Consider the following 20,614-nt stretch of genomic DNA (forward strand, 5'->3'; position numbering starts at 1 on the left):
TGATAAAAAGTTATAAAGGAACTTGTTCAAGCACCTTGATATTTAATATAACAACCGGTTTTTCAGGAACAAAGTTGTAGCCAATTTTGTCATTAAAACCCGTTTTTACAGCCATGATTTTATCGAGCGTCTCATAACCCTCCATAACACTGCCAAACACGGCAAATCCCCAATCACGCCCAGGATTTAAGTGGTCATTGTCATCCATGTTAAAAAAGAACTGACGCGTTCCAGAGTGTGGTTCACGGTCTTGATAAGCCATAGCAATGCTATACATATCATTAGTTAAGCCGTTACCGCTTTCATTAAAAATAGGGTCGTTTTCATGCAGGCCATCGTAATCTTTATCATAACCACCCCCTTGAATCACAAAGTCACGATCATTTTCTACATCGCGTTCTACACGGTGAAATACACTGCCTTGATAGCTCTTATCAGACACATAAGTCAAAAAGTTATTGACCGTAATCGGGGCTCTTGAACGGTCTAGCTCAACCACAATACTGCCCAGCGATGTCACAATTTCTACCCGAGGGAAAATATTATCTTTTTGTACAAAACGGCCCTCTTGAGCCGCTAAACTACTGACGCTAAAAAATAAGCTTACGCAGATTAAAAAAAGTTGCTTCATTATTAACCTTCTAAAAATGCAATTAATTCAGGGTCAGATACAATGCGGGTAATTAACTGCTCAGTCAACTTATTGAGCTGACCCTCAACTTTTGCCCTATCGTGACCAAGTGGTCCAGATAAATTAGCATTACCGCTGTAGCGCTTACTAAAATTACTGGTTGGGCGAATTACCCGTACTTCAAATTCAATCTTGGCATCACTGGTATGGCTCATTAGCTTTTCTGTAACCACAGCTTGCAGTGCGTGAATATCTAACTCAAAGCGCAATTGCGCTAAATTAGAAATGCTAGCGCCATTGCGACTAAGCGCACTGTCTAATGCACTTTTAACTGACTCAGTAATACCCGTGCTGGCAATGGTTTTGGTTTTGCTTGATTCAATAAGCTTTAAGGTTGCACTGTCACCACGTAAATCAATTACACTGGTATTTAAGCTGCTATTTATTGAGCTTATTTGCCCACTTTTATACACAGGGTTAAGAATAAGTTGGTTAGGCTGGCTCGCACATCCCGAAAAAACCACCAATGTACAACAGCTCAATAATGTCTTTATGAGTTTCATTTATAACGTTCCACTATTTTTAGTTGCGCTAAGTACCACAAACTTTTTATTAGAGCCCAATAAAGTACAGTTACCAAACATACGGTTTAGTTTGTCGTGGTAATCTAAATGACGATTACCAATAATACGCAGCTCACCACCTTCCTTTAATGTGTCTTTTGCTTGCTTGAACATTTGCCACGCGATGTGGTCGGTAACCGCTTGTGCTTGGTGAAAGGGCGGGTTGCACAATACAATATCAGCGCTTTCACGTTCAAAGTCAGTTAAACAATCATTCTCTATAAAGGTGCATTGTTCAAACTTGTCTTCCATGTTTAATTCAATGTTGAGTCGAGCTGATTCAACCGCCATATACGACTCATCAACAAAGCTAATATGAGCATTAGGACAGCGCGCTAATGTCATTAAACCAACCACGCCATTACCACAGCCTAAATCAATAATATTTTTGGCTTTATTTGTTTGCGGTAAATAATTAAAAAAGAAACGCGCGCCAATATCAAGTGAATCACGTGAAAACACATTAGCATGATTACTTATTGTAAAATCAGTGCCTTCGAGCGGCCAGCTTACTGGGAAATCTGCGCCTTTATAACCGCCAGCGGCTTGGCTAATAATTAAACGTGATTTTTTTACCGCGAGGCTTGTTTTCGTCTCACCAATAAAATCTTCAAATGCTTTAATAGTAGAGTTATGCACGTCTTTAGTTTTTGCTGCGCCAATAACCGGTGTACCTGGCGCGAGCACTTCGCTTATTTCAGATAACTGATACTGTAAAAAAGCCAACGTGCGTGGTACTTTTACTAACACTAGGTCTACTTGCTCAGGTAAAGCCGATAAACTATCAAGCTGGCTAAACGCCGTCGTTGCGATTTTGTTTTCCGCCAAGTTATAAGCAGCCGCCTGATGGCTAATATATGAGTCGTTTACTGAACAAACTGTTAATTGTTGTTTGCTAAAGTAACAGCTAAGTGCACCAAAGCTGTCGTTTAAGATCAGTAACGAGCGACAATCAGGGTAGTGTTCATTGACATAGTCAATGAGGTATTCGTCTGCTGAATCCCACGCTTGTAAGCTGCGGTTTTTTTGATCCAAAGGAAAGCGTTCAAGAGTAAAGGTGTTATCGCCGAGCGTAGCTTGCGTAGTCATAATAGTTTAATGATCGGTAATCAAATGATAGGTAAATTCTAACATGCAACCGCCAAACGCCAACCCCCAACTTTTACCAAATGGCTTTTCTTATCAAAGTAAGGTGCTTAGTGCGCAAAAAAGCCTCGATTTATTTTACTATTTGCAGCAAAACCTAAACTGGCAACAGCCAAACATTACAGTGTTTGGTAAAACGGGGCCAATACCAAGGCTGCAATGCTTTATCAGCGAAGAAAATCTTGAGTACGGCTATTCTGGGCATAAACTCGATTTAGAGCCTTGGCCAGACGTATTACTTGCAATGCGAACACGTTTAGAGAATCACCTACAGCAACCATTTAACTCAATTTTGGTTAATTATTATCGGGATGGCCATGATTGCATGGGCTGGCATAGCGATGATGAGGCGCAGCTCGGTCCTGAGCCTACAATAGCGTGTGTGTCACTTGGTGCAGAACGGTTATTTAAGCTAAAACATAAAGCGAGTAACAATGTGACTAACATTAAACTTCAAAGTGGCAGTTGTTTAATAATGAGCGGCCAAAGCCAACAAAATTATCAACATGCGCTGCCTAAACAAACAACACTTAAACACCCGCGGATCAGTTTAACGTTTCGCTATATTAATTAAATAGCATTAGCCATGGTGTAGCCGCAGTTGTTATAGTAAGCACATAACTGAATTTTGAGGGTGGTTTTTATGTCAATGCAACAACAAATACGTGACAAGCTAGCAAATGCTATTGCGTGTAAGCATTTAAATGTTATTAACGAAAGCCATATGCACAGTGCGGGGACTGAATCTCACTTTAAAGTGATTGTAGTCAGTGAAGAATTCGCTGGTAAGCGATTATTGCAGCGTCATCGTGAAATTAATGAAATTTTAAAAGATGAGCTGGCAAATCATATTCATGCGCTTGCTATGCACACTTACACTCCTGAGGAATTTACAGAGCACGACGGCGAAGCGCCGCAGTCACCTAATTGCATGGGCGGCTCAAAAGTTGGATAACAGGTAATAGTGGATTGGTTTGAGCAGTGAGTAACTGATCAGATCAGTTTTTTTTGTTTTAGCCTTTAAACTAGCGCTAATTTTTATTGTAAAAGATATAGGATGATCAATGGTCATTAAGCCTAAAATTCGCGGATTTATCTGCACCAATGCACACCCAGTTGGCTGTGCAGAGCATGTTCAAGAACAAATTAATTATGTTAAGCAGCAAGGAGCATTAAAAAATGCGCCTAAAAATGTATTAGTTATTGGTGCGTCTACAGGTTATGGCCTTGCATCTCGTATTACTGCTGCATTTGGTGGTGGCGCTAAAACATTAGGTGTGTTTTTTGAAAAAGAAGGCACTGAACGTAAAACAGGCTCTGCGGGTTGGTATAACACAGCGGCATTTCAAGCAGCCGCTGAAGCTGAAGGCTTATGGTCTAAAAATATTAATGGTGATGCGTTTTCTAACGAAATCAAACAAAAAACAATCAACACCATTAAAGCTGAATTAGGTAAAGTTGACTGTATAATTTACAGCTTAGCGTCACCTCGTCGCACTGATCCAAATACAGGCGAAGTGTTTTCTTCAACACTTAAGCCAATTGGTAATGCAGTAACCACTAAAAACTTAAATACGTCAAAGCGTGAAATCGATGAAGTAACCGTTGAAGCTGCAAACCAAGACGATATCGACAACACCATTAAAGTAATGGGTGGCGAAGATTGGGAAATGTGGATTGACGCCCTTAAAGAGGCAGATGTATTAGCAGAAAACTTTAAAACAACGGCTTACACATACATTGGTAAAGAACTAACTTGGCCAATATATGGGCATGCAACCATAGGTAAAGCGAAAGAAGATTTAGACCGTGCCACTGCAGCTATTAAAGCCGCTACCCAAGATTTAAACGGTGAAGCTTATGTTTCTTCACTTAATGCGGTAGTTACTCAAGCAAGCTCGGCAATTCCAATTATGCCGCTTTACATTTCTGCATTATTTAAAGTAATGAAGGCTGATGGCACTTACGAGGGCACTATTGAGCAAATTCATGCACTATTTAGTGAAAACCTATACGGTGATTCACCACGTTTTGATGAGGGTGGGCATTTATTCCAAAATTATAAAGAACTGGAAGATGACGTTCAATCTCGCGTTCAAACCATTTGGGACAGTGTAGACACAAGTTCAATTGATGAGCTTACAGATTACGTTGGCTACCATAATGAGTTTTTACGCCTGTTTGGTTTTGGTATTGATGCTGTTGATTATGAGCAAGACGTAAACCCTGTTGCGCCAATTGCAAATATGATTGACTAAATATTGCCATGAACAAGTTGTTATATTAAAAGTCGCCTTGTGCGACTTTTTTGTTTTTTAGCTTTGATTTGAAAAAATATTTGTTAATTGATGGTTTATTTACCACTTTGGTCTAGCTTGTATTTTATTAATTATGAATTACAAAACTAAATAAACGTTTCTCTCGTATAATTTTCATAAATACACTCGCATAGTCAGTCACAATAATGTTAAAATCAAAGCAATATGTGAGGAGTTTTACTGCGCTGCTTGTTTGGTATCTATAGCGAGTCATTTTATAGCTTGCAATAATACAAATAGCGGCGTGGTTGGTACGATTTTTCAGTTTCTTTCCGTTAATGTAGTGCAAGTGCGTATGATCAATATAAAAAAAGGTCTGGATTTACCCTTAGAGGGCGCACCTCAGCAAGTTATTCATGATGGTTCTGCCGTCAAACGTGTAGCTGTGCTAGGTGAAGAGTTTATCGGTATGCGTCCAACCATGCATGTTCGTGTGGATGACCAAGTCAAAAAAGGCCAGGTACTTTTTGAAGATAAAAAGAACCCAGGCGTATTATTTACTGCACCAGCTTCTGGTACAGTAAAAGAAATTAATCGCGGTGCTAAACGTGTTCTGCAATCTGTTGTTATTGAAGTAAACGGCAGTGAGCAAATCACCTTTGGTTCTTTCTCGGAAACTGAGCTTAACAGCTTAGACCGTGAAAAAGCTAAAGAAGTACTAGTTCAATCGGGTCAATGGACAGCACTACGTGCTCGCCCATTTAGTAAAATAGCGGCGTTGGATGCAAATCCTAGCTCTATTTTCGTGACAGCTATCGATACCAATCCACTTGCTGCAGATCCTGCAGTAATTATTGCTGAAAATGCGAAAGCGTTTGAAGCAGGTTTGGCTGTTGTGTCACGTTTAACCGATGGCAAAGTATTTGTTTGTAAGCAAGCAGGCAGCCAAGTTCCTAGTTCACCTATCGCTCAAGTAGAAGTACATGAGTTTGGTGGCGTGCACCCAGCTGGCCTTGTTGGCACTCATATCCATCACCTTGACCCAGTATCTGCTAGTAAGCAAGTTTGGCATATCGGTTACCAAGACGTTATTGCGTATGGTCACCTTTTCCTTACTGGTGAAATTTACACAGACCGTGTAATCTCGCTTGCAGGTCCGCGTGTTAAGAATCCTCGTTTAGTGAAAACACAATTAGGTGCTTCTCTAGATGACTTAGTTGCAGGTGAATTAGAAGACGGTGATAACCGTGTTATTTCTGGTTCTGTACTTGCAGGTGCTACGTCGTCTGGTGTTCATGCATTCTTAGGCCGTTACCACGTTCAAGTATCTGTATTACTTGAAGGTCGCGAAAAAGAGTTGTTTGGCTGGATTGCACCAGGTAGTGATAAATTCTCTGTAACGCGTACATTCTTGTCTCACCTTACACCGAGTCGTTTATTTAAAATGACAACGTCTACAGGCGGTTCAAAACGTGCCATGGTTCCACTTGGAAGCTATGAGCGTGTTATGCCACTTGATATTTTGCCAACGCTTTTATTACGTGACTTATTGTCTCGTGATTTAGACAGTGCAATTTCATTAGGTGCGCTTGAGTTAGATGAAGAAGATTTAGCGTTATGCACCTTCGTTTGTCCTGGCAAATACGAGTACGGCGCAGCCCTACGCGATTGCTTAACTACGATCGAGAAGGAAGGCTAAAATGGGCTTAAAAACTTTCTTAGAAGATATCGAACCACATTTTGAACCAGGTGGTAAGCATGAAAAATGGTACGCGCTGTATGAAGCTGCTGCGACTATTTTTTACACGCCAGGTTACGTAAATAAAGGTTCAACTCACGTTCGTGATAACATCGACCTAAAACGCATGATGATTTTAGTGTGGATGGCGACGTTCCCTGCCATGTTCTTTGGTATGTTCAATATTGGCCATCAAGCTGCAATTGCACTTGGTAATGGCTTTGAGCTAGCGAATATTTGGCAAGTAGGTTTATTCCAGTTACTTGGCGGTGAATTAACCGTTGATGCAGGCTGGGGGGCGAAAATGTTCTACGGAGCCTGTTTCTTCCTACCTATTTATGCAACTACCTTTATTGTTGGTGGTTTCTGGGAAGTGTTATTTGCTTCTGTGCGTAAGCATGAAGTTAATGAAGGTTTCTTCGTAACTTCTGTATTGTTTGCATTAATTCTGCCTGCAACGATTCCTTTATGGCAAGTTGCGCTAGGTATTACTTTTGGTGTAGTTATCGCAAAAGAAATATTTGGTGGTACAGGCCGTAACTTCTTAAACCCTGCTCTTGCTGGTCGTGCGTTTTTATTCTTCGCATACCCTGCACAAATTTCAGGTGACACAGTATGGACTGCCGTAGATTCATTCTCTGGCGCGACTATGCTTGGTCAAGCGTTTGCTGGTACGTTAAATTACGCGACTGATATTGAGCTTTGGTGGAATGCGTTTTACGGATTCATTCAAGGTTCTATGGGTGAAACGTCTACACTAGCTGTACTAATTGGTGGTTTATTCCTAATTTACGTGCGCATTGCGTCTTGGCGTATCGTGCTAGGTGTATTCCTAGGTATGGTAGTAACCTCATCAATACTGAACACCATTGGTTCTGAAACCAATGCAATGTTTGCTATGCCTTGGTACTGGCACATGGTATTAGGTGGTTTTGCATTCGGTATGTTCTTTATGGCAACTGACCCTGTATCTGCTGCATTTACTGATAAAGGTAAATTAGCATACGGTGCGCTTATTGGCTTTATGGTTATCATGATCCGTGTTGTTAACCCTGCATACCCAGAGGGCATCATGCTAGCAATCTTATTTGCTAACTTGTTTGCACCTTTATTCGATCACTTTGTAGTGCAAGCTAATATCAAGCGGAGGTTGGCACGTAATGTCTAGTAATAACGAATCAATTGGCAAAACGCTAGCTGTTGTTGTCTCATTATGTTTAGTGTGTGCAGTTATTGTATCACTAACATCTGTACAACTACGCCCTCTGCAAAAAGCAAATAAAGCAAAAGATATTCAAAGCAATATCTTAGCTGCTGCTGGTATTAGCAAAGTTGATAACGTTGCCGAAACGTTTGAAGCTAAAATCGAAACCCGCTTTGTTGATATGCAAAGTGGTGAGTTTGCTGAGCCGGTAGAAGACTTTGACTTTGAAAAAAGCAAATACGATGCTGAGTTAAGCAAATCTTTAAAAGAGAGTGGCATTAAGGACATCGCCGGTATTCAACGTATTACCAAGCGTGCACCTGTTTACATCTCTAAAAAAGACGATGGCTCTACTGATGCAATCATCCTTCCTATTCAGGGTTATGGTTTATGGGGCTTAATGTACGGTTTTATCTCGCTTGAAAGCGATGGCGAAACAGTTAAAGACATCATTTTCTACAAACATAACGAAACACCTGGTCTAGGTGGTGAAATTCAAAACCCACAGTGGACTGCAACGTGGGAAGGTAAAGAGTTACCAATCCAAATCGTTAAAGGGACTGCTGCCGGTGATGAGCATAAGATCGATGGTCTTTCAGGTGCTACATTAACGTCTAACGGTGTTGACCATGCAGTTGATTTTTGGACTGGCGAAAATGGCTTTGGCCCTTTCCTTGCGAAAGTACGTAAAGGAGCATTGAACTAATGGCTGATACTAAAGAAATGAAGGCGGTCCTATTTGGTCCAGTTTTCGCTAACAACCCAATCGCATTACAAGTACTTGGTATTTGTTCTGCGCTAGCGGTAACGTCTAGCTTAAAAAATGCATTAATCATGTCAATTGCATTGACCTTGGTAACTGCATTCTCTAGCCTTTTTATCTCGACTATTCGTAACCATATCCCATCATCAGTACGTATCATCGTACAGATGACGATTATTGCATCATTAGTAATCGTGGTTGACCAAGTACTACAAGCTTTCTCTTACGCTACGGCAAAAGAGTTATCAGTATTCGTTGGTCTAATCATTACTAACTGTATCGTAATGGGTCGTGCTGAAGCTTATGCAATGAAGTCGCCGCCATTAATGTCTTTCCTTGATGGTATTGGTAATGGCTTAGGTTACTCTGTAGTGTTACTTACTGTTGGCTTTATTCGTGAGTTATTCGGTAAAGGTTCACTATTCGGTGTTGATATTATTCCATTAGTACAAAATGGTGGTTGGTACCAACCTATGGGTCTATTGATCTTACCACCGAGTGCATTCTTCATCATTGGTTTATTCATTTGGGTACTTCGTACTTATAAGAAAGACCAAGTAGAAGCTAAAGCGTAAGGGGCGATAAGTGGAACATTATATTAGTTTATTTGTAAAAGCCGTTTTTATTGAAAACTTAGCGTTAGCATTCTTCCTAGGTATGTGTACTTTCTTAGCCGTGTCTAAAAAAGTAACTACATCAATTGGCCTAGGTGTAGCGGTTATTGTTGTATTAGGTATTTCAGTACCGGTTAACAACTTGGTTTACCATGCGGTATTAGCACCAGGTTCACTAGAGTGGCTTGGTTACCCAGAAGCAGATCTTAGCTTTTTACGTTTCTTAACTTTCATTGGTGTTATTGCAGCACTAGTGCAAATTCTTGAAATGGCATTAGATAAGTTCTTCCCACCGCTTTACAACGCATTAGGTATTTTCTTACCACTAATCACAGTTAACTGTGCAATTTTTGGTGCGGTAGCCTTCATGGTTGAGCGTAACTATAACTTCGGCGAGTCTGTTGTTTATGGTATTGGCGCTGGTGTGGGTTGGGCGCTTGCAATTACATTACTTGCAGGTATCCGTGAGAAAATGAAGTATTCAGACGTACCAGATGGTTTACGTGGTTTAGGTATTACCTTCATCACTGTTGGCTTGATGGGTCTTGGCTTTATGTCATTCTCTGGTATTTCACTGTAATAATAGCGAGGTCAATCATGGATATTTTCTTAGGCGTTGGTGTTTTTATCGCTATCGTTGTAATACTAGTTTTAATCATCATTGGTGCTAAATCTAAGCTAGTTGCAAGCGGTGATATCATCATCGGCATTAATGGCGATGCAGACAAAGCCATTAAAACATCAGCAGGTAGTAAGCTATTAGGTGCACTATCTGAGTCAGGTATTTTCGTATCTTCTGCATGTGGTGGCGGTGGCTCTTGTGGCCAGTGTCGCGTACACATTAAAGAAGGCGGCGGTGATATTCTGCCAACTGAACTTGACCACATCTCTAAAGGTGAAGCACGTGAAGGTTGTCGCCTAGCGTGTCAGGTTAATGTTAAAAACGACATGGAAATTGAACTTGAAGAGTCAATTTTCGGTGTTAAAAAATGGGATTGTGAAGTTATCTCTAACGATAACAAAGCGACGTTCATTAAAGAACTTAAGCTACAAATTCCTGATGGCGAGTCAGTGCCGTTCCGTGCGGGTGGTTACATCCAGATCGAAGCGCCAGCTCACCATGTTAAATATGCAGATTTCGATATTCCTGAAGAGTATCGTGGCGATTGGAACCATTTTGGTTTCTTCGATCTGGAGTCAAAAGTAGACGAAGAAACAATTCGTGCTTACTCAATGGCTAACTATCCAGAAGAAGAAGGCATCATCATGCTTAACGTGCGTATCGCTACGCCGCCGCCAAGAAACTTAAGCCTACCATGTGGTAAAATGTCTTCGTACATTTGGTCACTTAAAGAAGGCGATAAAGTAACTATTTCTGGTCCATTTGGTGAGTTCTTCGCTAAAGACACAGACGCTGAAATGGTATTCGTAGGTGGTGGTGCAGGTATGGCACCAATGCGTTCACATATCTTTGACCAACTTAAGCGTTTAAACTCTAAGCGTAAAATTAGTTTCTGGTATGGTGCGCGTTCTAAACGTGAAATGTTCTATGTTGAAGATTTTGACGGCCTAGCTGAGCAAAACGAAAACTTCGTTTGGCACACTGCGCTTTCAGATCCGCAACCAGAAGATAACTGGGAAGGCTACACTGGCTTTATCCATAACGTGTTATTTGAGAACTATCTTAAAGATCACGAAGCGCCTGAAGATTGTGAGTTCTACATGTGTGGTCCTCCAATGATGAATGCGGCTGTTATCACTATGCTTAAAGACTTAGGTGTTGAAGAAGAAAACATCTTACTAGATGATTTCGGTGGCTAATACCCAAACTGATTAAATTTAGTTAAAATACCAGCCTCGTCGCATTTTATGTGACGAGGCTTTTTTATATTAATTTTTAACCTATTAAGTAGGGTTGTTATGAACAAAGTAAATACTCCCCAGGGCATAATCGCCTTATTTATAATCACGCTGACTTTACTGTTATCTGGATGTGGAAAATCAGTCCCAAAGGAAACCTACTTAGAAGGTAAAACGATGGGTACAACTTACCACATTAAGTTTTACGCTGAGCAAGTTGACCCTCAAGCAGTACAAGCAGAAATCGATGCGGTTTTAGTTGATATCAACCAGTCTATGTCGACCTATATTAAAGATTCTGAAATAAACACCTTTAACCGTTTAGGTGCCAACGAAGTAATGCCAATCAGTGATGATTTTAGAGCCGTTATTAGTGAATCTATGCGTATTGGTAACTCAACTAAGACCCTCGATGTGACTATGGGGCCGCTAATTGATTTATGGGGATTTGGTCCAGATAAAAAACCAACAAACCGACCAACTGATGATGAGCTTCAGGCAATGACTGCAAACATTGGTATAGATAAGCTAGTGCTTAACGACCAAGGCTTAGTAAAAACAATGGCTGATTTAGAGTTGTCGTTTTCAGCAACAGCAAAAGGCTATGGTATTGATAAAGTGGCTGAGCTATTGCAAAGCAAAGGCATTACAGATTACATGGTTGAGATTGGCGGGGAGCTACGTATTGCTGGTACAAAACCAGACAATCAAGCATGGCGAATAGCAATTGAACAACCTGATGCAAGCCCGGGTGAGCGAAAAGTACACCGTGTACTTGCACCAGGCAATAACGGTATTGCCACCTCAGGTGATTATCGAATCTTTTATACTATGGATGGCGAAACCTATACTCACCTTATTGATCCTATGACAGGGATGCCAATTAAGCATGACTTAGTTTCTGTTACAGTTTTACACCCTAGCGCTATGACGGCCGACGGTTTAGCGACTGCTTTAACGGTTATGGGAATGGAAAAAGCACAACGTTATGCGCAGCAGCATGATTTACCAGTGTATTTAATTGCTAAATCGCCTGATGGTTTAGTCACTTATTCAAGTCCTGCGTTTAAGCCTTATTTATAGTCTTTAGGTTTATATCCTTAGCATGAGGGTATATAATATACGGAGCTCAAGTACGCTATTTGAGCTCATTTTATTGCTGAACAATAGGGGCTAAGCAATGTCACTTTTTTTTCTAACCTTTGGCTTACTTATTTTAATTGTCGCTGCGATGGCGATAGGCATGATAGTTCAAAGAAAATCGATGGCGAGTAGCTGCGGAGGCTTAGGCTCTGTAGGTATTGATAAAGCATGTGATTGCGATGATCCATGCGATAAACGCAAAAAGCGTCTAGCCAAAGAGCAAGTATGGAAAGAAAACCAAATTCTTTAAATAGATTTATTTCTGTTTAAACAAAAAACCTCTCGTAGCTCACTACGGGAGGTTTTTTATTTATATCGCCATAAATAAATCACCAGCTGATAAAATAATCGTGTTTTTATCTTGAACAGAAAACTCTCTTTGTTATACTCATGCCCGAACTTTCAGTAAGTTTTGAAAGTTCTATTGATGCGGATCAATTCTAGCTTAGCAAAATAGTGCTAATGCGTTGAGACTGTATTTCATGTCACTGTATAAGGCTTTACGGCTGCAACTTGTTTTTGTTGCCACGGTGTATACCTAATTTTGTTATTAGTCATTTTAATAGGTTAATGTTTTTGAACTCATTTTCTTTGTTTCATACCAGCGCTTTGCTTACCTTAGGTAAGTCAGTGTTGCATGAGCGCTTTAATAAAGCGAAAAGAGGCGTGAGTGTGGCTGTAACATTATTAGTTTTTAATGCCGTTATGTTGCTTAGTGGCGCTATTGAGGATGCCTTTAGGCTTGAAGCATTGATCAGTGATGGCTTTTTTATAGAGCCATTATTACTGACTATTGCCGAATTCTTAGCTCATCCTATCTTATCGTGTCAGTTACTTATTGGCCTTTGTTGGCTATTGTTCCACATGTTTCCAGCGCGTCGTGCTGGAATAATCCTCCGTAAAGCAGCCTTTGCTTTTAGCGAGGCTAAAGTTCAGCAACCCGTGCAAGCTGCACATGGTTGTCGTGCTCCACCTAGCTTTACAGGTTGTCTGTTTACCCATTAATTTTTATGGGTATAGGTTACACCTGTGGTATCTAATTATTTATTCTTGCTGTAAATAACGATTACTTTCATTGTAGCTTAGTGTTTTTACACACTCTCAGCCAACCACACCTCACCCAAGTTAATTTTTATTGCGTTATATTAATGTGTTTAAAAAAGCTGGGTTGGTTCTGCTAGGTGTTTTTTATTAAGCCAGTGGTCAATACTTCATGCTTGCATTCGCTCTGCATTATTTGTAATTCAATCTTAATTAACTTGGGTTTTTATCAAATATCGTTGCTAAATATTTTTGGCAGCTAATAAAAACTCTTTAGGTTTTAGGATAGTCCCTTGTTAATTCGTAACCTTTTTAATATTGCTTTAGCTAGTATGGCGCTGATTTTATCAGGCTGTAATGGCGGGGTACTCGACCCAAAAGGGCAGATAGGTATTGATGAGAAAAATCTGATCATCATCGCCACTGTGCTTATGTTGTTAGTTGTGATCCCCGTTATTGTGATGACTTTATATTTTGCTTGGAAATACAGAGACACACAAAACCATGAAATTTACGCACCAAAATGGGCTCACTCTAATAAGATTGAGGCTGTTGTATGGGCGGTTCCTATTGTTATTGTTGTTATTTTAGGTGTGATCACCTGGCAGTCAACTCAAGAGCTTGACCCTTATAAACCGATAGAGGGTAAAGGTGAACACTTAACTGTTGAAGTGGTGTCACTTAATTGGAAGTGGTTATTTATTTACCCTGAGCAAGGTATTGCTACGGTAAACGAATTGGTATTTCCTGCTAATGTTCCGGTTGAATACAAAATCACCTCAGAAAGTACCATGAACTCGTTTTTCATTCCCCAGTTAGGTAGTCAAATTTACTCAATGGCGGGCATGGAAACTAAGCTGCATTTAATTGCTAATGAGCCAGGCACGTTTAAAGGCTTTTCGGCTAATTACAGTGGCGCCGGTTTTACTGGTATGAAATTTAATGCCATCGCAACACCAACAAAAGCTGACTTTAGCCAGTGGGTTGAACAGGTTAAAACCAACGCTAATAGCCTTACTCATGCCAATTATGTTGAGCTTGCCAAAGCGAGTGAAAACAATCCCGTCGCTTATTATGGCAAGGTTGATGACGGTTTATTTCATACCATAGTGATGAAATACATGCAGGCGCATGGCGATATGAACAAAAAACATCACTCGATGGGTAAACATCAGCAGATGAGTAATGAGCATCAGGCAATGGGTAATCATTCAATGCCATCATCACACGGCCAGGGCGAGGAATAATCATGTCGTTTTTAGGTAAATTATCTATAGATGCAATTCCGTTTCATGAACCTATTATCATGGTTACCATGGCGGTGATTGCTATTGTCGGGCTTATTATAGCCGGACTAATAACAAAATATAAAAAATGGGGTGTGCTTTGGCGCGACTGGATCACCTCGGTTGATCATAAACGCTTAGGCGTCATGTACATTTTATTAGCGCTAATCATGCTGTTTCGTGGTTTTTCTGATGCCATTATGATGCGTGCGCAGTTAGCGCTTGCTACCAGTGGTGCGCCAGGTTACCTGCCGCCAGAACATTACGACCAAATATTCACCGCCCATGGCGTTATTATGATCATCTTTATGGCGATGCCATTTATGATTGGTTTAATGAATATTGTTGTACCACTGCAAATTGGTGCTCGCGATGTGGCTTTTCCATTTTTAAATAATTTAAGTTTTTGGTTTACTGCCAGTGGCGCCATTTTAATAAATCTATCGCTGATATTTGGTGAGTTTGCTAAAACAGGCTGGGTTGCTTACCCACCGTTGTCGGAGTTGACCTTTAGCCCTGGGGTGGGGGTCGATTATTATATTTGGGCCTTGCAAATATCGGGGCTCGGTACGCTATTAACCGCTGTTAACTTCCTAGTGACAGTATTTAAAATGCGTGCCCCTGGTATGACACTGATGAAAATGCCAATTTTCACATGGGCATGTACCTGGGCAAATATCTTAATTGCGGCATCATTTCCAATTTTAACCGCCGTGCTGGCCATGCTAACGCTAGACCGTTATTTAGATTTCCACTTCTTCACTAATGAAGCCGGCGGTAACGCCATGATGTATATCAACCTGTTTTGGGCATGGGGTCACCCAGAGGTATACATTTTAGTATTACCAGCTTTTGGTATCTTCTCTGAAATAGTGTCGACCTTCACTGGTAAACGTTTATTTGGTTATAAATCGATGGTATATGCCAGCGGTGCCATTTCTATTCTTGGTTTTATTGTATGGTTACATCACTTCTTTACTATGGGCTCAAGCGCTAATGTAAATGCCTTCTTTGGGGTGATGACCATGGTCATAGCTGTCCCTACTGGGGTTAAGTTATTTAGTTGGCTGTTTACTATTTACCGTGGCCGTTTGCGCATTACTGTTCCCGTACTGTGGACGCTTGGTTTTATGGTTACCTTCAGTATTGGTGGTATGACGGGGGTATTACTGGCAATCCCTGGTGCCGATTATGTATTGCATAACAGCTTATTTTTAATCGCTCATTTCCATAACACCATCATTGGTGGCGCAGTATTTGGCTACTTAGCCGGGTTTGTTTTTTGGTTTCCAAAAGCAATGGGCTTTAAGCTTGATGAGCGTTGGGGTAAAGCGTCATTTTGGTGTTGGTTAATCGGTTTCTTCGTAGCCTTTATGCCATTGTACGTACTCGGCTTTTTGGGCATGACGCGTCGCTTAAACCACTCTAATAATCCTGATTGGAATATCTGGCTTTATATTGCTGCAGTGGGTGCCGTGATTATTATGTTCGGTATTATTTGCCAAGTTATTCAGCTTTATGTGAGCTTTAAAAACCGCGAAGCGCTTGATGATACCACTGGCGATCCTTGGAACGGTCACACCCTTGAATGGTCAACGTCATCACCACCGCAATACTATAACTTTGCTGAAATCCCGCATGTTGATGATATTGATACATGGACTGATATGAAAGAAAAAGGCCTAGCTTATCAAGGTAAATCTAGCTATAGCCCAATTCATATGCCAAAAAATACCGCATCGGGTGTGCTTATTGCTGCGAGTTTAACGGTGTTTTGTTTTGCCATGATCTGGCATATTTGGTGGCTAGCAGGGCTTGGTTTTATTGGCGCGATTGCGCTGTTTATTAACCGTGCTTACACCAGTGATGTAGATTACTACGTGCAAAACGATGAAATATTACAAATTGAAGGCGCGCATATTGCCAGTAACACGAAGGAGGTAAGCGCATGAGTACGTTATCTGCAACTCAAGGCCATGTAAATTTAGAGCCTCATAGCGTAAGTCATACGCATGAACATCACGATACCTCAGGCGATACAATCTTTGGCTTTTGGCTTTATTTAATGACCGATTGCCTTTTATTTGCCTCATTTTTTGCAACCTACGCAGTGCTTTATATGAACACTGCAGGCGGTGTATCGGGCAAAGATATTTTTGAGCTTGATTTTGTTGCCGTTGAAACTGCGGCGCTACTTATAAGTAGTATTACTTTTGGTTTTGCCATGATTGCCGCTCAAGGGCAAAAAAAGGCGCTGACGCTTGGTTGGCTCGCGGTCACTTTTTGTTTAGGCGCGGTGTTTATTGGTATGGAAATTTATGAGTTTCATCATTTAATTGTTCATGGCAATGGCCCACAGCAAAGTGCTTTTTTAACATCGTTTTTCTCATTAGTGGGCTTGCATGGTTTACATGTAACTGCAGGCCTTATCTGGATGTGCATAATGATGATTGAGGTGATTAAGCGCGGTTTAGGTAAACAAACCGTCACGCGCTTAAGTTGCTTAAGCTTATTTTGGCACTTTTTAGATATTGTGTGGATTTGTGTATTTACCGTTGTTTATTTAATGGGGGCAATGTAATGAGCCATAGCGAAACACATGCTTTAGCGCAAATGCAAAGCCAACATCATGATCAATCACATGGTAGTGTTAAAACATACCTGATTGGCTTTGTCTTATCAGTGATTTTAACGGCCATTCCATTTTGGATGGTGATGGAGGGCGACTTTTCAAAGGTCACCACACTCTGGAGTATCGTTACTTTAGCAATCGTGCAAATTTGGGTGCATTTAAAATACTTTTTACACCTTAATTTCACCACTGATGAAGGTAAAGCAAATACCTTTACCTTCTTGTTTAGCGCGTTGATCATCGTCATGGTGGTTGGACTGTCTGTTTGGATCATTTATGAATCAAACGCAATGATGATGTACTAGGGTCTGTTGACCTTTCAAGGTTGAATCTGCAGCAGCCTGTTTGGTATTTAGGCAAGGCAGAGCCTACGTGGTGTGGTTATTCCCCATAAATAGGCGATAACGCAGCATCAATGCCAAACAGGCGCTGCCCGAAGGGTTCTGCCTAGGGTCGATTTACTCTTTGTTGCTCGGTTTTGACTTAGCCCACTAGGTTACAAACCTCGCGCCGCGATTAAATCGCCCCTAGTTTGAACAAATTTTAATCCGCAAAGGTCAACAGACCCTAGAGGTTTCAGATGTTTCGTCGTTATTTAGCTGTTACTAAGCCAGGTATTATTATGGGGAATTTGATCAGCGTTGCCGGTGGTTTTTTACTCGCCGCCCGCGGTGATATAGACCCATGGTTAATGTTGGTTACCTTGGTTGGTTTATCGCTTGTTGTTGCATCGGGATGTGCCATAAACAATGTTATTGATAGAGACATTGATGTTGCCATGGCGCGCACTCGCTCACGTGTGACTGTAACGGGTGAAATGTCTGCAAAAGCCGCTTTAAGCCATGGCGTGTTATTAGGGCTAATTGGCTTTGGCTTATTAATCGCCTTTACCACTCAAGCGGCGGTATTTTTTGCCGCCTTTGGCTATGTTATCTATGTAGGGGCTTATAGCCTCTACATGAAACGCAACTCTGTTTACGGCACCTTTATTGGTAGTTTGTCGGGCGCAGTTCCACCTGTTGTTGGCTATTGCGCCGTTACGGGTGTGTTCGATATGGGCGCATTAATACTGCTGGTGATGTTTAGTTTGTGGCAAATGCCGCACTCATATGCAATTGCTATTTTTCGCTTTAAGGATTACCAAGCCGCTAATATTCCAGTATTGCCCGTGGCACAAGGTGTTAATAAAGCTAAGCGCCATATTGTGCTTTATATTGCCGTATATGCTTTAGTGGTGATGCTATTGCCAATTAGTGGTTATACCGGTGCTGCCTTTATGGCCGTTGCCTGTATCACCAGTTTTTGGTGGTTACTCATGGCACTTAGAGGGTATCGCTACAACATAGACACCACCCGTTGGGCACGCCAAGTGTTTGCGTTTTCAATTATTAACATTACCGCTTTGAGTATTGCCATGGCGGTAGATTATCAAACAATTGCGCCACAGTTAGTGGCGCTAAACTGATCTTATCTGATCAATGAACCGAGTTAATTCCCAAAGTTAACCAAAGGCTCTGAGCATTGCGAGGAGCCTTTTTTCGATTTATTTTAATTTTTCTGCATCGTAATACATGGGTTTTAATGTGCCACAATTTATAAACTTATAATTGAGTTCACCAGCAGAAGGCACTTCGGTTGAGGTACGGAACTTTTGTAAGCAGGCGCCATTTAAATCAACAAACATAATATGATGAAAGCTGGGCGGTTGGGTTATTTGATGAATATAAATACGGTTATTGTTTTTTAGCGTAACCATATCGTACTGCTGCCATTTTGAGGCTGGATTTAAATCGGTTAGCTCACGCGTAAACATTTGCTCGCTGAGCTCTATCAGTTTATCACTGTAAACTAAGCTACCCCCTTGCTTGTAATCACCAAGGTATACATCGCCGGTAATCGCGACTTCTTCGCCTCGCATTAAGCGTTGAATATTAAACGGCTTTGGTTTTACTGTGATTAACTCAGCATCACGTACTAGATCTAAAAACGGAATATCCGATACATCCACTTTGTACATAACGTGCATATTATAAGGAAGCTCATAGCTTGGAATATTAATGGCGTACACACTTGAACCATGGTTAACCAGTACCATGGCATGCTCTGCTTCATATTTGGGATCTAATGGCGGAAGCTCAGGTGGGTCTTCAGCCAGAGCGCTTATCGGTAAAACTAAACAGATAAACAATAATATAAAAGTGAATAACCGCATAATAACCTCAATTAATTTATAAGCTTAAAGTGTAGCTTAGTTTATGTATTTTTTATTTAAAAACTGGCCGCTTGTTCTATAACAATGCCATGGCGCTTTGCTAGGCGCTGATGATCTCTGTCATAGCCTCCACCAATCACAGTGGCAACAGGAGTATTATTTGCAAGGCAGCGTTTAAGCACTAAGTGATCGCGCTTTTCTATCCCTTGCCAACTAATATCCAGTTTGCCTAAGCCATCCTCTTGCCAAATATCAACGCCAGCATCGTATAAAACAAGATCCGGGTTAAGCTCGTTTAATAAAAATTGCAGCGTATCGTCAACAATACCTAAATATTCAGCGTCTTGCATATTATTAGCTAAACCAATATCTAAATCGCTAGGGGACTTTCTAAATGGGAAGTTTTTTTCACAGTGTATTGAACAGGTAAACGCATATGGTTGATGAGCCAGCATAGCTGCGGTGCCATCGCCTTGGTGAACATCTAAATCAAAAATCAGTACGTTGGTAACTTCCCGGTTTTGAATTAACGTTTGTGCGGTAAAAGCTAAATCGTTAACCATACAAAAACCCGATCCAAAATCACTGTGGGCATGATGAGTGCCGCCTGCTAAGTGGCACGCAAGTCCATTTTCAAGTGCTAAACGCGCGGTTTGCAGTGTTCCCAACGGAGCGGTAAATGTGCGGTTCATTAGTGCTTGTGACCAAGGCAAGCCAATACGGCGCATGGCTTTTTCATCTAGGCGGTTATGCCATAAATCGTGAATGTAGTTTTCACAATGTACTATTTCTAGCTCTTCTACACTACCATGTGGTGGTTCTGTGATATTACTGCCAGCAAGTCCAAGGGTTTTAACATGCTGGTGTAGCTGAGCAAACTTACTCATTACAAAGCGATGCTTGGGATCAAAACTAAACGAGTAGTTAGGATGATAAACTAAAGGTAGATTGGGGTTTAAACTCATATCTGCGTCGTTTAATTATTTTTGATTATGGTAATAAACTTCACGCAGTGCGTCTATTTATGTTTGGTGAATAAGCGTTTCAAGCTCGCGGTGTAATAATGTTTCATCAGCAAGGTTTAGCTCAACTAAACGCTTTAAATGCGTGATACTGTCTATATCAATACTATGGCATTTAAGACCAATATGGTTTTCTTCTATGTGACGAATAACCACCGGCATTTTTATTTCAATATCGCTTTGTGGCAAAGTAAAACGTAGTACTGCTTCGTCATTTTTGTTCCCAGTAAATGCATCGCTTTTAGTAATAAGCGCACCATGTAAAGAGATATCTAATAGAGTGCATTCATACTGGCTGCTAGCCATAACTAATTGCGCTGCAGTAGAGAACATAATACGAGAAAATTGCCGACGGTTTTGCATAATAATCTTATAAAGCTGTTATTTATAATAAGCATAGCTGGTAATGCCCAACACGCCAATTTGCTTAAAGATAAAAAT

Annotated in this window: 23 protein-coding genes; 17 read left to right on the top strand and 6 right to left on the bottom strand. The window is 40.8% G+C overall.

The genetic code is table 11. From position 1 onward, the window contains the following. Positions 1–10 precede the first annotated feature (10 nt). From BW139_RS13235 to BW139_RS13245, 3 genes are read right to left on the bottom strand one after another with little or no spacing between them, the layout of a single operon-like run. Complete coding sequence (locus BW139_RS13235) at positions 11–631, bottom strand: peptidylprolyl isomerase (protein ID WP_076919986.1); 621 nt, start codon at positions 629–631, stop codon at positions 11–13. A gap of 2 nt (positions 632–633) precedes the next feature. After that, positions 634–1,194 (bottom strand): YajG family lipoprotein, encoded by a 561-nt coding sequence (locus BW139_RS13240; protein WP_076919987.1) that lies wholly within the window; start codon positions 1,192–1,194, stop codon positions 634–636. Continuing rightward, complete coding sequence (locus tag BW139_RS13245) at positions 1,195–2,343, bottom strand: methyltransferase (protein ID WP_076919988.1); 1,149 nt, start codon at positions 2,341–2,343, stop codon at positions 1,195–1,197. Positions 2,344–2,386: 43 nt separating this feature from the next. On the opposite strand from BW139_RS13245, the gene BW139_RS13250 reads away from it, so the two are divergent. The 17 genes from BW139_RS13250 to cyoE all read left to right on the top strand — a co-directional run bounded on the left by BW139_RS13250 (position 2,387) and on the right by cyoE (position 18,404). Next, complete coding sequence (locus tag BW139_RS13250) at positions 2,387–2,974, top strand: alpha-ketoglutarate-dependent dioxygenase AlkB (protein WP_076919989.1); 588 nt, start codon at positions 2,387–2,389, stop codon at positions 2,972–2,974. A 69-nt stretch (positions 2,975–3,043) separates the two neighbouring features. After that, positions 3,044–3,355, top strand: coding sequence for a BolA family transcriptional regulator (locus BW139_RS13255; protein WP_010391086.1), 312 nt, complete (start codon positions 3,044–3,046; stop codon positions 3,353–3,355). 109 nt (positions 3,356–3,464) lie between these two features. Further along, positions 3,465–4,658, top strand: coding sequence for an enoyl-ACP reductase FabV (gene fabV / locus BW139_RS13260; protein ID WP_008111889.1), 1,194 nt, complete (start codon positions 3,465–3,467; stop codon positions 4,656–4,658). 355 nt (positions 4,659–5,013) lie between these two features. Continuing rightward, positions 5,014–6,357, top strand: coding sequence for a Na(+)-translocating NADH-quinone reductase subunit A (locus tag BW139_RS13265; RefSeq protein WP_076919990.1), 1,344 nt, complete (start codon positions 5,014–5,016; stop codon positions 6,355–6,357). A gap of 1 nt (position 6,358) precedes the next feature. Continuing rightward, complete coding sequence (locus tag BW139_RS13270; protein ID WP_008111893.1) at positions 6,359–7,564, top strand: NADH:ubiquinone reductase (Na(+)-transporting) subunit B; 1,206 nt, start codon at positions 6,359–6,361, stop codon at positions 7,562–7,564. Next, complete coding sequence (locus tag BW139_RS13275; RefSeq protein WP_076919991.1) at positions 7,557–8,306, top strand: Na(+)-translocating NADH-quinone reductase subunit C; 750 nt, start codon at positions 7,557–7,559, stop codon at positions 8,304–8,306. Before BW139_RS13270 ends, BW139_RS13275 begins: the two co-directional genes overlap by 8 nt. Beyond that, positions 8,306–8,938, top strand: coding sequence for an NADH:ubiquinone reductase (Na(+)-transporting) subunit D (locus BW139_RS13280; protein WP_006791491.1), 633 nt, complete (start codon positions 8,306–8,308; stop codon positions 8,936–8,938). Before BW139_RS13275 ends, BW139_RS13280 begins: the two co-directional genes overlap by 1 nt. A gap of 10 nt (positions 8,939–8,948) precedes the next feature. Continuing rightward, complete coding sequence (gene nqrE, locus BW139_RS13285) at positions 8,949–9,557, top strand: NADH:ubiquinone reductase (Na(+)-transporting) subunit E (RefSeq protein ID WP_006791490.1); 609 nt, start codon at positions 8,949–8,951, stop codon at positions 9,555–9,557. Positions 9,558–9,574: 17 nt separating this feature from the next. Beyond that, positions 9,575–10,798 carry an NADH:ubiquinone reductase (Na(+)-transporting) subunit F gene (nqrF, locus tag BW139_RS13290; protein WP_008111899.1) on the top strand — a complete coding sequence of 408 codons (1,224 nt, stop codon included), beginning with the start codon at positions 9,575–9,577 and terminating at the stop codon, positions 10,796–10,798. A gap of 99 nt (positions 10,799–10,897) precedes the next feature. Continuing rightward, a complete protein-coding gene (locus BW139_RS13295) occupies positions 10,898–11,920 on the top strand; it encodes an FAD:protein FMN transferase (protein ID WP_076919992.1) in 1,023 nt (340 codons plus the stop codon). 97 nt (positions 11,921–12,017) lie between these two features. Next, positions 12,018–12,230, top strand: a complete 213-nt coding sequence (gene nqrM / locus BW139_RS13300; RefSeq protein WP_010391098.1) for a (Na+)-NQR maturation NqrM — start codon at positions 12,018–12,020, stop codon at positions 12,228–12,230. Between the two features lie 326 nt (positions 12,231–12,556). Further along, positions 12,557–12,985, top strand: coding sequence for a hypothetical protein (locus BW139_RS13305; RefSeq protein WP_010391099.1), 429 nt, complete (start codon positions 12,557–12,559; stop codon positions 12,983–12,985). A gap of 329 nt (positions 12,986–13,314) precedes the next feature. After that, positions 13,315–14,268, top strand: coding sequence for a ubiquinol oxidase subunit II (gene cyoA, locus BW139_RS13310; protein WP_076919993.1), 954 nt, complete (start codon positions 13,315–13,317; stop codon positions 14,266–14,268). Positions 14,269–14,270: 2 nt separating this feature from the next. Beyond that, on the top strand, positions 14,271–16,259 hold the full coding sequence (cyoB, locus tag BW139_RS13315; protein ID WP_076919994.1) for a cytochrome o ubiquinol oxidase subunit I: 1,989 nt from the start codon (positions 14,271–14,273) through the stop codon (positions 16,257–16,259). Continuing rightward, positions 16,256–16,888: a cytochrome o ubiquinol oxidase subunit III gene (gene cyoC / locus BW139_RS13320; protein ID WP_076919995.1), complete on the top strand. Its 633-nt coding sequence runs from the start codon at positions 16,256–16,258 to the stop codon at positions 16,886–16,888. The genes cyoB and cyoC overlap by 4 nt, the downstream gene beginning before the upstream one ends. After that, positions 16,888–17,244 (top strand): cytochrome o ubiquinol oxidase subunit IV, encoded by a 357-nt coding sequence (gene cyoD / locus BW139_RS13325; protein WP_054202032.1) that lies wholly within the window; start codon positions 16,888–16,890, stop codon positions 17,242–17,244. The genes cyoC and cyoD overlap by 1 nt, the downstream gene beginning before the upstream one ends. A 275-nt stretch (positions 17,245–17,519) precedes the next feature. Next, positions 17,520–18,404, top strand: a complete 885-nt coding sequence (gene cyoE / locus BW139_RS13330) for a heme o synthase (protein ID WP_076919996.1) — start codon at positions 17,520–17,522, stop codon at positions 18,402–18,404. A gap of 78 nt (positions 18,405–18,482) precedes the next feature. Here the strand turns inward: cyoE and BW139_RS13335 are convergent, their stop codons facing one another. From BW139_RS13335 to BW139_RS13345, 3 genes are read right to left on the bottom strand one after another with little or no spacing between them, the layout of a single operon-like run. Further along, a complete protein-coding gene (locus BW139_RS13335) occupies positions 18,483–19,151 on the bottom strand; it encodes a hypothetical protein (RefSeq protein ID WP_076919997.1) in 669 nt (222 codons plus the stop codon). Positions 19,152–19,207: 56 nt separating this feature from the next. Beyond that, entirely contained in the window at positions 19,208–20,116 is a 909-nt protein-coding gene (locus BW139_RS13340; RefSeq protein WP_033104062.1) for a histone deacetylase, read from the bottom strand. Positions 20,117–20,173: 57 nt separating this feature from the next. After that, positions 20,174–20,536 carry a PilZ domain-containing protein gene (locus tag BW139_RS13345; protein WP_008111924.1) on the bottom strand — a complete coding sequence of 121 codons (363 nt, stop codon included), beginning with the start codon at positions 20,534–20,536 and terminating at the stop codon, positions 20,174–20,176. Positions 20,537–20,614 lie beyond the last annotated feature (78 nt).

Origin of the sequence: Pseudoalteromonas sp. SK18, from assembly GCF_001974855.1 — a bacterium.
In the GTDB taxonomy this organism is placed as follows: Bacteria; Pseudomonadota; Gammaproteobacteria; order Enterobacterales; family Alteromonadaceae; genus Pseudoalteromonas.